Genomic DNA, 14,239 nt, shown 5'->3' on the forward strand with positions numbered 1-14,239 from the left:
TAGACTAGGTAGTTGTCAATTTTTCCGTTTAATTTAGCAATCAAGTACCTCATGCATTCGATTTTTGTCCGACTTCCACTCTTGCACAAAGTATTGATCGGTTTTTTTAGTGCGCTGATTATCTTCGCGCTCTTCTTTTTACCTGATCCGCAAGACCTAGACCCGCAGCAGAGCCGATTAAAAGTTGGTCAACATTATCCTGTGCCAGTTTCCCTAGAACTCAGTGCACTAAACAGTTCGTCTCCAGCGTCCCCCGCTGTACTGCGTTGGGAAACGTACAAAGTGAAAAATGGTGAGAGTGCCGCCATCTTGTTTAGTCGCGTGGGGCTTTCTGCCCGCCTATTGCATGAGCTTGTCTCATCAGACAAAGAAGTGGAAAAGCAATTAACCCGGCTTCGACCTGGCGATCGATTGCAATTCGGTTTTGATGAAAACAACGACTTAGTACAGTTAAGAAGAACATTAAGCGCATTCGAAACTTTTCGTATCACGTTAAAAGACGGCAAATACGTCTCAGAAGTCGATAAAAAAGAAGTCGACTTCCAGTACAACTACGCTGAAGCCACCATCAAATCAAACTTTTGGAATGCGGGAATCTCTTCAGGATTAAATGGCAACCAAATCATGGAACTGGCCGGCATATTTGGCTGGGATATCGACTTTGCTTTAGATATTCGTAAAAACGACAGCTTCCGAGTGCTTTACCAAGAGGAAGTGGTAGAAGGTGAAGTGATTGGACGCGGAAAAATCATTGCTGCGATCTTTAAAAACCAAGGCGATACCTTTACCGCAATACTGGATCAGAAAAGTGGCAAGTATTATGACGAAAATGGACGAGCAATGAAAAAAGCGTTCTTGCGCGCGCCGTTGGATTTCCGTCGAGTTTCGTCTAACTTCAACCCACGCCGCTTACACCCTGTAACGGGACGCGTTCGTCCTCATAGAGGCACGGACTATGCGGCACCAGTGGGCACCCCGATTTGGGCGGCTGGCGATGGTGTCGTTCAAAAATCGTCTTACAACAAATTTAATGGTAACTACGTTTTCATTAAACATAGCAATACTTACATTACCAAGTACCTGCACTTAACTAAACGTACAGTACGAGCTGGTCAACGCGTTAAGCAAGGTCAAACCATTGGTACGCTTGGCGGAACAGGTCGTGTAACAGGCCCTCACTTGCACTATGAGTTCCTTGTGAATGGTGTCCACAAAAACCCGCGTACGGTGAATTTGCCACAATCTAAATCCCTAACAGGCAAAGCAAGACAAACTTTCATGGCAAACGCAAAAATTAGCATGGACAAACTTGAGCGCTACAGCAAACTGTTAGCAATGAAGTAAATTGATGCATTGAAAAGGGCAGCTCAGCTGCCCTTTTTGTTTCTTTAATATCATCACGATGAAGCTTACTTTTCGGAGTGATGCTCTCTCCCGAGCATGAGCAAGCATGGTGTCAGAACCAGCGTTAACAAAGTCGCAAACGCCAACCCACCCGCGACAGCCGTCGCAAGTTGAGACCACCATTGAGTGCTTGGCGCGCCAAATTCCACTTTTTGGTTAACTAAGTCGATGTTCATTTCTAGCACCATTGGTAATAAGCCTAGTATGGTGGTCACCGTCGTGAGTAAAACGGGCCTTAAACGCTGCACACCTGTGCGCAAGATCGCCTCAGATTTCTCTAAGCCACGTTTACGCATCTGATTATAAGTATCGATTAATACGATGTTGTTATTAACAACAATACCTGCAAGCGCAATCACCCCTATTCCCGACATGATGATGCCAAATGGCTTTTGGAAAATAAGCAACCCAGCAAAGACCCCAACGGTAGAAAACAACACAGCACTGAGGATTAAGAAAGCTTGATAAAAGCTATTAAACTGCGTAATTAAAATCAGAGCCATCACACCAAGCGCTACAATAAAAGCATTTTGTAAGAATGCTGATGAGTTTTCCTGCTCTTCATTTTGGCCCCGAATCTTATATTCAATGCCTTCCGGTAAGTCGAGCTGTTCCATTCCAGCGGCAATCTTCGGTAGCTCAAGCGCCAAATTGTAACCTTCCACCATGTCTGCTTTGATATTGATAACTCGATGGCCGTCTACACGACGAATGGTATCTTGCTTATGATCTGGCTTAATTTGAGCAAAGTTCGTGATTGGCACCAAACCAGCCGCCGTTTTCACTCTCAGTTGGTCAAATCGACCAATATCGCGCTTATCTTGTGGGTAGCGCACCAAAATATCGACTTCTTCATCCGCATCATCGGGCAAATAATCGCCTATTTTCAAACCGTTTGTAACAAACTGAACAGTATTCCCGACTAAGGTCGCATCCGCTGCAAAGCGAGAGGCGTCATCTCGCTGGATATCAATTTGCCAATCAATCCCTTCCTTATTAGTGGTATCACTCAAATTGGTCAGTGCAGGATTACCATCAGCCCAGTGTCGGACTTTTTTGGCCGCTTCATCTAACGCACTAACACTCAAGTTTCGTGATGACACTTCAATCACGAGATCATGCTCGACAGGCGGTCCTGCGTCCGGGAATTTATACTCAAGTTCAACACCATAAAAGCGATCTGTGGTCTCTTTTAGCTCTTCAATAATGGTTTTCACTTTGCGTCGATACTGCCAATCCACAGGTGTTATCTGAATCTGGCCGATTTCATCCCCATTATCACTTGAGCCTGTACGCGTGTAGACACTTTCAAACTCGTCATGACCGAGCATCACCTTCTCGATTTCGCGCATAACAACGTCTTTTTCGTGAATAGACAGGTCACCATAAGAGCGAACTTTAACGGTAAAAAAGGCAGGGTCCACTTCAGGGAAAAACTCTGCGCCCAAGCCAGCTTTGTTGTAGGTAAAACCGACACCTGCCGCTAGCAGTATCGCGCTGAGTAATACTTTCCATGGGTGACGAATCGCCACCGACAGAGTCTGGTAATAAAGCTTGGTAATGCCTGTCGCTTTTTCAAAGTTGCCGTTATGCAGCTCAACCATTTCTCGCTGAGCTTTCTGATTGACTACTTGAGGCTTGCCAATGATCCCACCTATGACAGGAACAAACAGTAAAGCCATCATCAGCGAAGCGGCCAAAGTAGCAATTAAAGTAAGTGGTAAGTACTTCATGAACTCACCAGTAATGTCTGGCCAGAAAAGTAACGGAGCAAACGCAGCCAATGTGGTTGCTGTGGATGCGGTAATAGGCCAGGCCATTCGCTTTGCTGCATCTCGATAGGCTTCTTTACGAGGTGTACCCTCTTGCATGCGCCTATCCGCAAACTCTGTCACCACAATGGCACCATCCACCAACATGCCCACCGCCATAATTAAAGCAAACAGTACGACGATATTGACCGTAAGCCCAAATACCGATAACACCAACAACCCAGTCAAGAACGATCCCGGAATAGAAATCCCCACGAGAAGCGCGGTTCTAACCCCCAATATGGCAATAATGACGATCACTACGAGGATAATTGCGGATAAGATATTGTTTTGTAGATCACTGAGCATCAATTTGACATCGTCGGATTGATCCCAAGTGTATTTGACTTGCAAATTGTCGGGCCACTCGGCTCGTTGTTGTCCCTGAGCCAGTACTTCTTTTACCAGCTCGACCGTTTCAATGATGTTTTCCCCTGCCCGTTTTTTTACGTCCAAAACGATGGCAGATTCACCATCTAAACGAGCAAAACTTTCAGGGTCGCGAAATGCACGTCGTACTGTCGCCACATCGCCAAAGGTGATCACTTCTTTGCCATTCACTTTGATAGGCAATTCAAGCACATCTTTCAGAGAATCAAACACCGATGGGACTTTTACCGAAAAGCGTCCATACCCAGTATCGACAAATCCCGCTGCAACCACTCGGTTATTCAAGGCGATTAAATTATAAATATCCGCTTGATCGAGACCGTAGCTTTCCATCAATAGCGGATCGACAACTATCTCCACGATGTCTTCGCGATCTCCTGCGATTTCAACCTCAAGAATCTGACGGAAACTTTCCAAACGATCACGTAACGTTCTGGCAATCTGAACAATGGTTCGCTCTGGTACGGTGCCATAGAGCACAACGGTCAAAACAGGCTCTTCAGATGCAAACGTGACTTCATTTACCGTTGGCTCATCACTGTCCTCTGGCAATTTTGGCTTCGCAAGGTCAACGGCGTCTCGGACATCTGCCATCGCTTTATCAAGATCCACTCCAACACTAAATTCCAGCGTCACCGAAGCATGACCTTCTGATGCCACAGAGGTCATCTCTTTTACGCCTTCAATAGAGCGCAACTCTTGCTCTATTGGGCGAACTAATAAACGCTCGGCATCGACGGGAGAAATGCCTTGATGTCCAACGGAAACGTAGATAATAGGAATGGTAATATCAGGGCTCGATTCCTTGGGGATAGTGACGTAAGTAATGACACCGGCAATTAAGATCATCACCAATAATGTCAGCATAGTGCGAGCGCGAGATAACGCAGCATCAATCAGAGTGTACATAGGTGCTCCTTACTGCTCACTAGCCGCTTCAATAACTACGTCATCAACTTTGTTGGCCAGTACTTGATCGCCATCGCGTACAAACCCTTGCCCCAGCACGATAATATCGGCTCGCTCTCCTAACCCAGAGAGCCAAACACCATCATCCTCGGCCTTAACGAGCTGAATTGGAACAAACTCAACATGCTCATTACGCAGTGTCTTGACACCTAAGTTACCTTCTTCATCTAGTGCCAACATGGCAGCCGTAATCTTTACCGCCAACACTTCACTCAAAGGCAGCTGTACTTCTGCGCTCATACCAGCAGGAATTCTTGCGTCTTGATTATCAATTTCGATTTCAATTGGAAACGTATTAGTAGAAGCAGAAGAAACACGTCCAATGTAGCGCACACGACCTTGATGATGTTGTTGGTTAATGGTTCTTACGTCGGCTTGTAGGCCTTCCTTAAGATATTGTATATGCCGTTCACTGACATCGGCTTCAATCACTAAAGTATCCAAATCAATGACCGTCGCAATAGGATCGCCAATCCCGACAAAATCACCTAACTCAACAAAGTGGTGATCTACGATGCCATCAAATGGCGCTTTAACCTCAGTATTTCTTAAAGCCGTTTGCACGTTACTCAAATTCGCACGTGCATCTACCAACGCTGCTTGCGCTGTCGCAAACGCAACTTCGCCCTGTAGTCCGCGACTTTTTAGCGATTTAGCTGCATTAAACTCTTTCTCTTTAACCAACAGCATCGCCTGAGCCCGCTTGAGCTGAATACCAAGATCGCGCTTGTCGATGCTTGCGATCACTTGCCCCTGCTTGACTGTTTGACCTTTTTCTATATTGAGGCTGACTATTTTACCGGCGACTTCAGCGCCAAGGCGCGCTCGACGATTGGGTGCAGTCCGCCCATACAGTTCGATGGTTTTACTTGTGGGTTCAGCAATAAATGTGTCGAACATCACCTTTGCAAGTGGCGTGGTGTTCGTTGAAGAGGATGAAGAATTGAGATTATCATCTTGTGCTTTCAGTTGACCGATTGCCAACCATGCAACAAGAAGCAATATGAGGATAAGAGATACTAGCCACGGGCGCTCGACAATGCGACGTCCGAAAGACGATCCAGACATATAAAGTCCTTTTTATTATTTCTCTGCATATTCTGCGAGAGCGACTTTACGTGACATCCTTCTACGTAAAGTTCAGGCAGCCACTGGCTGCCTGATTGGTGTTAATTACACACTGAACGATGCACCACAACCACATGTTGTCGTTGCATTTGGGTTGTTTACAAAGAAGCGCGCTCCTTCTAACCCTTCTGTGTAGTCAACAATGCCGCCAACGAGATATTGCAGACTCATAGGGTCTACAACCAGTGTTACACCACTGTTTACGATTGTCGTATCGCCTTCGTTTACATTTTCATCAAAAGTAAAGCCGTATTGGAAGCCGCTACAGCCGCCACCAGTAATGTATACGCGCAGTTTCAATGCTGGGTTTTCTTCTTCAGCAATCAATGCTTTAACGCGAGATGCTGCTGCGTCAGAAAAAGATAATGGTACGTTTACTTCGCTCACGAAGACCTCTCTCACTCGTGTAATGCGTCAAGCCTGAAGCAAGACGTCAAATTTGTGCTAATTGAGACGATTATCCAATACCTGACAAACTCGTTCAAGTATTCACCGCCGATTCTTTATAACAGATGCGGATATATAAGATTACACTGCGAAACAACACATAAATTAAGCAAAACGTTTCTAACTTGATTATAGCTAGGTACAATGCGCTCCACTTGGTCCGAGCAATCAAAAGAGGATAACCCCATGACCAAATCATCAGAGCTGTATCAAAAAGCTCAGCAAACCATCCCTGGCGGTGTCAATTCACCAGTTCGTGCATTCAACGGCGTTGGCGGCTCTCCGCTATTTATCGAACGAGCAGACGGTCCACTGATTTTTGATGCCGATGGTAAAGCGTACATTGATTACGTTGGCTCTTGGGGTCCAATGATTCTTGGCCACAACCACGCGGTTATCCGCGAAGCCGTCATTGACGCAGCACAACGTGGCCTCAGCTTCGGTGCGCCAACAGAACTTGAAATCGCGATGGCAGAGTTAGTTTCTGAACTTGTTCCATCAATGGAGCAAATTCGCATGGTAAGTTCTGGTACCGAAGCGACTATGAGCGCGATTCGCCTTGCACGTGGCTTCACTGGTCGCGACAAGATCATGAAGTTTGAAGGTTGTTACCATGGTCACGCAGACAGCTTACTAGTCAAAGCGGGCTCTGGTGCACTGACCCTTGGTCAACCAAGCTCTCCTGGCGTTCCTGCAGATTTTGCTAAGCACACGCTAACAGCAACATTCAACGACCTAGATTCTGTACGCGAGCTATTCGCTGCTAACAAAGGCGAAATCGCTTGTATCATCGTTGAGCCAGTTGCAGGCAACATGAACTGTATCCCACCAGTGGAAGGCTTCCACGAAGGTCTACGTGAAATCTGTGATCAAGAAGGCGCGCTACTAATTTTTGATGAAGTTATGACAGGCTTCCGCGTGGCACTTGGTGGCGCACAAGCGCACTACAACATCAAGCCAGACCTAACGACACTGGGTAAAGTGATCGGTGGTGGTATGCCAGTGGGTGCTTTCGGTGGTCGTAAAGAAGTAATGCAATACGTTGCGCCAACGGGTCCGGTTTACCAAGCAGGTACGCTTTCTGGCAACCCTGTCGCAATGGCTGCAGGCTATGCATGTTTGAACCTTCTAAAAGAAGAAGGCAACGAAAAACGCCTAGCTTCAAAAACCAAACAACTAGCAGATGGCTTTAAGTCTCTAGCAGAGAAACACGGTATTCCTCTGGTTGTGAACCAAGTGGGCGGCATGTTCGGCTTCTTCTTCACTGACCAAGAAAAAGTGACTTGCTACGAAGACGTAACGAAGTGCGATGTGGAACGCTTCAAGCGCTTCTTCCACTTAATGCTCAAACACGGTGTCTACCTAGCGCCTTCAGCGTTCGAAGCGAGCTTTACTTCCCTTGCTCACGGTTCAAAAGAAATCGATGCCACGCTAGAAGCGGCTGACCGCTGTTTTGCAACTCTTGCAGAAGAAGTAAAATAATCGCTTAAAAGCTGCGATAACTAATTTAAAAAAGGACCATCACGGTCCTTTTTTATTGCCAATTCAATATAACCAATACTGCTAAAACACCAATAACAATGCCAAACCACGGTATTCGTTTGGCTTTTTTCTCGGTTTGACACTTTTTATCACCGTTGCAACAACCCATAGTTCATCTCTTGATTGATAACCGACTGATTTGTGGTCATTATAACAAGGTATATTGCTCTGCTCTAATTCGGCATTGTCATAAGGTTGAAAGAGTTAAGAGTGCAAAGTAATAAAGGTTCAACGCCATCTTTGAAGGCGAAAACCGTAAACGTCACCTGTAAGTTGGACTAATCTCATGCCAAATAATGTAAAAATAACGTCGAGTCACCGAGTGCTAATGGTCGCTTTACTCGCCGCTGCTTTTGCTTGCTACTTATTGGTTGAGCCATACATCAATTCCATTGTGATGGCTTTTATCATTTCTTTGCTCATGTTTCCGGTACACGAATGGTTTGAGCGGAAAATTCCCAAGCACCCCAATATGGCCGCGCTGCTGTCATGTGTCGTCTTGACGTTTATTATCGTTATCCCACTGCTATTTGTATTTGCAGCCATTGTTCAACAAGGCTCTGTTTTTTCACAAAATACGTACAACTGGGTCACTAATGGCGGCATCCAAGATATATTCCAACATCCTTTCGTTATCAAAGGTTTAGCTATAGTTAATGAGTACTTACCTTTCGATAAAATCGAGCCAAAAGCCATTGCGGAAAAAATTGGTCAATTTGCCACATCGTTTGGCTCTAACCTAGTTGCTATCAGCGCCAAAATTTTAGGAGACGCCACCAACTTCCTAATGAACTTCTTCCTGATGCTGTTTGTGCTGTTTTTTCTGCTTCGTGACCACGACAAAATTATCTCTGCGATTCGTCATATTCTGCCACTCTCACGTAGCCAAGAAGACCGCATATTGACAGAGATAGAGCAAGTTTCTAAATCAGCCGTGATGGGCTCATTCATGACAGCGATTGCTCAAGGTCTGGCTGGCGGTATCGGTATGTGGCTCGCTGGTTTCCCGGGGTTATTCTGGGGAACGATGATGGGCTTTGCATCATTCATCCCTGTGGTCGGAACCGCACTAATCTGGATTCCTGCAGCGGCGTACTTGTTCTTAACAGGCGATATGACTTGGGCTATCTTCTTGACGGTGTGGAGTGTGGTCGTCGTTGGTTCTATTGATAACCTATTGCGTCCGCTGCTAATGCAAGGCAGCGCAGGCATGAATACCCTAATGATTTTCTTCTCGTTACTGGGTGGTCTGCATCTATTTGGATTGATCGGCCTGATTTACGGTCCACTGATTTTTGCCGTGACAATGGTACTGTTTAATATCTACGAAGAAGAATTCAAAGACTTCCTCAACCAGCAAGACAACAGCTAGTCACAGCTTAATCACTTCAAGCTTGGGGCAGATTGTGCGAAAATCTGCCCCAATTATTTCTGATGAACCCAATTTATGTCTGCTTATATCGCTCCTAGCCAAATCGCTCAGCGTCAGCTCGAGTACTTCAACGGAAAACATGTTTTAGTTGCAGGTGAAGTCGAAGATCTCTTTCCACTTGAACTGACCAAACACTGTGAATCTGTAGAAGTCTTCACATCAAACTACAGCTTCTACCGTCAAATTCGCACTCATAACAAGGTTAAAAGCCATTTTGGTTCTGAGTTTAATACTGAGACACAAGCAGACATGGTGCTTTTGTACTGGCCTAAAGCCAAAGCCGAAGCCGAATACCTTCTGGCGATGTTGATGGCGAAACTAGGTGTGAACACTGAAATTGTAGTGGTTGGCGAAAACCGCTCAGGTGTTAAAAGCATCGAGAAGATGTTCAAAGAGTATGGCCCGGTCAATAAATACGATTCCGCTCGTCGCTGTTCATTTTACTGGGGCACTTGCCTCAATGAACCAAAGCCGTTCAATCAAGCAGACTGGTTTAAAACCTATACGGTCACACTTGGTGAGCAATCACTGACTGTTAAGAGTTTGCCTGGAGTATTCAGTCATGGCGAATTCGATTTAGGTAGCCGCCTATTACTCGAAACCCTACCTACTCTATCAGGTAAAGTCCTCGACTTTGGATGTGGTGCTGGGGTGTTAGGTGCTTTCATGGCAAAAGCCAATCCGGAAATTGCGATTGAGATGTGTGACATTAACGCGTATGCCATCACATCGAGTCAAGCCACACTAAAAGCCAATGGATTAACCGGCCATGTATTCGCCTCTGATATTTACTCAGACACTGCCGACGATTATCGTTTTATCATCAGTAACCCGCCATTCCACAGTGGTTTAGACACCAATTACAACGCGGCTGAAACTCTGTTAGGTCACGCGCCACAACACCTTTCAAACCATGGTGAGATGATCATTGTTGCGAACAGTTTCTTGAAATACCCACCAATTATTGAGAATGCATTCAATAATTGCGAGACGCTAAATAAGACCAATAAGTTTTCTATCTACTACGCGAAAAAGTCATAATCTTCCCTCGCGCAGGTACAAACCTGCGCTATTTTTTCTCAAAAACTCAACACTCATAAGAAAAACTGCGTCACCCTGCACGCTTTACAACTAACTTTCTTGTCAAAGAAAAAAAACTCGTTAATTTTGTTAATTCTATCTAGTTGAACATCTTATCCGTTTTTAACGAGAACCTCGGCAGCGAAGTACATTTTAGAACTGCCCTTTATGAGTTGTAATCTTATCCATGTTTAAATTCTACAAAAAACAGAAATTTAAGCGCCTTCAGAGTACACTGATGACCGCATTTCTGGTGCTCAGTATCACACCTCTTACTATTACTGCGATCTTTTTCCTACAGTCCCACAGTAAAGATCTGCAAGAACAAAGCACCTCACACTTGTTGTCTGTTCGAGATACAAAACAACAGCAAATTATCGACTACTTTGAGGCGCGGGAAACCGAAGTCATGGGCTTTGTGCGCTCTGAACTGGCTTACGCCAGTGGTGGTCGATTCTACGGTCTCGTCAATGCTTTTAGTCGTTTAGGTAATGACATTGAAGAATCTCGTAAAAATGCCCAACAGCGCTACATTGAAGGCAGCGGAGATCAAATCAAAACGTCAACGTTACCCGAGTCTTCCAACTATGTCGGAAGTGAACGTTACCGACTCTTACATAAACGTTACCACTGGGCCTACTTGGAGCTCCTCAAGCGCTCTGATTTTAATGATATTTTGCTGGTCGATATCAACGGTAATGTCACCTACTCGATCAACAAAGACGATAACTACGGAACAAACTTATTATCAGGCTCCTACAAAGACTCAGCACTTGGCAAAACCTTCAAGCGTCTAGCTGATGACGTCACTGAACGCCGTAAGGTGAATGAAGACTACACCCCTGTGATTGTGTCTGATTTCGAACTGGAAGGTGGTAAACAAGTCGCTTGGTTAGGTGCTCCAATTGTTCAGCAAGGCTACCTACACAGCTATGCTATGTTCCGCTTACCAAATAATGGCATCACGAAGTTAGCCGCAGACGCCAACCGAGAGTCATCCATTAACACCTTACTGGTTGGAAATGATCACCAACCTCGCACAATTAACACCAAGCAAGATGACATTAAGAACAGCTTAGAAGTGATCGATAAAGCACTCTCTGGTGCATTTGGCGTCGGCACTTACACGAACGGTTTAGGTGAAGAGATCATCGCTGCTTATGCACCGATTGAAACGCGTGGTGTTATTTGGGCACTCGTCGTGCAATTACCAGAAAACGAAGCTTTCGCTCGTATTCATCAACTAGAAAAACTGTTTGTTATCGCCATGCTGATCGCCATCATTCTAGTGGTAATCGCTTCCCATTATTTATCAAACTTTATTACTTCTCCGTTGCTGAAGTTAACTTGGGCTGCCGAAAAAGTGTCTGCCGGAGATCTTGATGACACCACCTTTAATACGGTTCGCAAAGATGAAATAGGCCGTCTTGCGCTGAGTTTTGAACGAATGCAACGCTCTATTCGAGAGAAAATTCAAACCATTAAGAAGCAAAATGAAGAGCTCGAGAGCAACATACAGATCATTCAAAAACAAAATGATGAACTGCAATTGGCCGACAAACTTAAAGATGAGTTCTTAGCCACCACTTCTCATGAACTCCGCACACCATTGCACGGCATGGTCGGAATCGCTGAGACTTTAGCGTCCGGCGCTAACGGTGCTATTCCTGCTAGCCAAAAATATCAGCTTGATATCATCATTAAAAGTGGGCAACGTCTCGCAAACCTTGTTGATGACTTATTGGATTATCATAAAATGCGTTACGGAAGCATGGATATCCAGAAGTCAGCGGTGAGTTTAGCCAGTGCAACGCGACTGGTACTAGAGCTTTCCAGCCATTTACTCGGAAATAAAACCATCCGTATCATCAACCAAGTACCAGCGGATTTGAAAGCGGTGTCTGCCGATCCTCAACGCCTTGAACAAGTGTTATATAACCTGATCGGTAATGCGATTAAGTACACCTCAGAAGGTAAAATCGTTATCTCCGCCAATGTGGTTGATGATCATGTTCGTGTGCAAGTTGTGGATACTGGGCAAGGTATTCCCGCAGAACATCTTGAACATATTTTCGAACCACTTATCCAAGCAGGACAAGACGCAAGTCGCTATCGTCAAGGTGCGGGGCTCGGGCTTTCGATTAGCCGTCAATTGATTGAGTTGATGGGTGGCTCGTTATACGTCAGCAGCCAGCCTATGGTCGGCACCACCTTCAGTTTCACGTTACCACTTGCCAGTGAAGAAGAGATCCAAACAACTCAAACCCTTGCAGCGCACGGACACTTCCAGATTCCTGAAATCGATGTAGAGAACAATGAAGACTTATCACTACCAGAGAATCCAGACGGCCCGTTACTGTATGTCGCTGACGATGAGCCAGTAAACCTGCGTGTGCTTGAGAGCTTCTTACGTTTAGAGGGCTATCGCGTACGTACCGTCTCTGATGGACCAGAAACATTAGCACTCGTTGAGCAGGAAAAACCGGAACTCCTATTATTGGATATCATGATGCCAGGCATGAGCGGCTATCAAGTCTGTAGTGAATTACGTGAAACTTATGACCATGCCGAGCTACCTATCATTATGCTCACCGCGCTTAGTCAAACAGAAGATCGTGTACGAGGCTTTGAAGCAGGAGCCAACGACTATTTATCTAAGCCATTCAATAAACAAGAGCTAGCTGCGCGCATCCAAGCGCACTTAACGGCAAGCCAAGCTGAAATGCGCCACATGGAGAATAAGATACTTGAATCTGAACTTCGCCAACGAGCGGCTGTAGAGGCAAGCTTATTAGAAACTCAAGGGCGATTGTTGGAACAACTGGAATCGGCTCCTGAAGCGATTATCTGTTTGCGTGAAGATAAACGTATCCGGTTTGCTAATGAAGCTGCTTGCAAGCTATTCAAGCGTAACTTAGAACAATTAAAACGTTCATCTGCCGATGAGTTGATTGCACCTAAATATCTGACCGTCAAACAACCTCATTACTGTGGCAAGATTGATATCTATATTGAAGATATTCGTCAAAACATCGAAGCAGACATTCTTAAACTACCTGAAGGCTCAGGCTTAGATGTCATGTATATCTTTAATGTTGGCGGAGGAGCCAATGCCGCTCGCATACACAACCTAGAAACCGCAGTAGAGGTGCTTTCAAGTTATGCTTTTGATGGCGATAAAGACCAGCTGCAGAAGCTGAAAGAACTCGGTGGAGAGTTTACACGCCTTGCAGACAAAGCGCTTGGTAACAAAAAAGACAAACAAGAGCTAATGCGAGAAATTCTGGTCGACGCAATGACACATGCCTTAGAGTATTGGGAGTCAGTCACTGGTGAAAGTAAATTCGCATTTGCCGAACAAAGTGGCTTATGGCGCGTTTATCTTGACCGTAGCACTCTGCAAACACGCACTTTGGATAAATACATGCGTATAGAAACGCTGCCGAAAACGCCACGTTGGAGAACGGTGTTGAGCTCAATAGAATTCATCCTTGAACACTGTAAAGAACAGAGTCCTGAGCGTGCATACATCGAAACTCAACGAGATAAACTACAGCGACTGTTGACCAGCTAATACCTATCAAAAAACTAGCCCAGCGCATACGCTGGGCTTTTTATTATCCAAGCCTTCTCTTTCTCTAAAGACGAACAAGACAGCGACTCTCTACCGTTACCACATTAAAATGCCGAATAAGCCTCTGGACGAAGTTGTCCATGGTAGGCACTCCAAACATACGCTTCTATCACTCTAACCTGCCCAAATTAGGTTGAGTCGAGCGAATAAAACACTTCATTTTCACAATAAAAAAAGAGCAATAAATGAGAGAAAACTGTCGATAAAAGAGACTATTTTTCAGATAGCAAACGGTTTTTAACCAACAATTGACAGAGATTGCGAACTCAATCACAACAGAACGGCAGATTAATTTTTAGCTAATTAATTAACACATTTTCTGCATGTGAGCGAGATCTCCGAACCAGGAATAGAATCAGAAGGCTTTTATTTTAAATAAATTATAGGTTAGCAATCACTAAC

General features: G+C 45.0%; 8 protein-coding genes. 5 read left to right on the forward strand and 3 right to left on the reverse strand.

Annotation, left to right across the window (positions count from 1 at the left end):
- Positions 1–51: 51 nt before the first annotated feature.
- Entirely contained in the window at positions 52–1,344 is a 1,293-nt protein-coding gene (locus tag P4S59_RS12590) for a peptidoglycan DD-metalloendopeptidase family protein (RefSeq protein ID WP_046875053.1), read from the forward strand.
- Positions 1,345–1,409: 65 nt separating this feature from the next.
- On the opposite strand, the gene vmeK is transcribed toward P4S59_RS12590, so the two are convergent.
- The 3 genes from vmeK to erpA all read right to left on the reverse strand — a co-directional run bounded on the left by vmeK (position 1,410) and on the right by erpA (position 6,089).
- The gene (vmeK, locus tag P4S59_RS12595) at positions 1,410–4,514 is read right to left on the reverse strand and encodes a multidrug efflux RND transporter permease subunit VmeK (RefSeq protein ID WP_337168499.1); all 3,105 of its coding nucleotides are present in this window, start codon (positions 4,512–4,514) and stop codon (positions 1,410–1,412) included.
- A gap of 9 nt (positions 4,515–4,523) precedes the next feature.
- Positions 4,524–5,642 carry an efflux RND transporter periplasmic adaptor subunit gene (locus P4S59_RS12600; RefSeq protein ID WP_337168500.1) on the reverse strand — a complete coding sequence of 373 codons (1,119 nt, stop codon included), beginning with the start codon at positions 5,640–5,642 and terminating at the stop codon, positions 4,524–4,526.
- A 105-nt stretch (positions 5,643–5,747) separates the two neighbouring features.
- Positions 5,748–6,089, reverse strand: coding sequence for an iron-sulfur cluster insertion protein ErpA (gene erpA, locus P4S59_RS12605; protein WP_005380031.1), 342 nt, complete (start codon positions 6,087–6,089; stop codon positions 5,748–5,750).
- Between the two features lie 246 nt (positions 6,090–6,335).
- Here erpA and hemL point away from each other — a divergent pair, with 246 nt between their 5' ends.
- The 4 genes from hemL to P4S59_RS12625 all read left to right on the forward strand — a co-directional run bounded on the left by hemL (position 6,336) and on the right by P4S59_RS12625 (position 13,777).
- A complete protein-coding gene (gene hemL, locus P4S59_RS12610) occupies positions 6,336–7,631 on the forward strand; it encodes a glutamate-1-semialdehyde 2,1-aminomutase (RefSeq protein ID WP_203346944.1) in 1,296 nt (431 codons plus the stop codon).
- Positions 7,632–7,977: 346 nt separating this feature from the next.
- Positions 7,978–9,063, forward strand: a complete 1,086-nt coding sequence (locus tag P4S59_RS12615) for an AI-2E family transporter (protein ID WP_048625951.1) — start codon at positions 7,978–7,980, stop codon at positions 9,061–9,063.
- Positions 9,064–9,138: 75 nt separating this feature from the next.
- On the forward strand, positions 9,139–10,164 hold the full coding sequence (rsmC, locus tag P4S59_RS12620; protein WP_337168501.1) for a 16S rRNA (guanine(1207)-N(2))-methyltransferase RsmC: 1,026 nt from the start codon (positions 9,139–9,141) through the stop codon (positions 10,162–10,164).
- A gap of 226 nt (positions 10,165–10,390) precedes the next feature.
- Entirely contained in the window at positions 10,391–13,777 is a 3,387-nt protein-coding gene (locus tag P4S59_RS12625; protein WP_337168502.1) for a hybrid sensor histidine kinase/response regulator, read from the forward strand.
- The last annotated feature ends 462 nt before the right edge of the window (positions 13,778–14,239 follow it).

Origin of the sequence: Vibrio sp. M60_M70 (assembly GCF_037162085.1) — a bacterium.
Lineage (GTDB): Bacteria > Pseudomonadota > Gammaproteobacteria > Enterobacterales > Vibrionaceae > Vibrio > Vibrio diabolicus.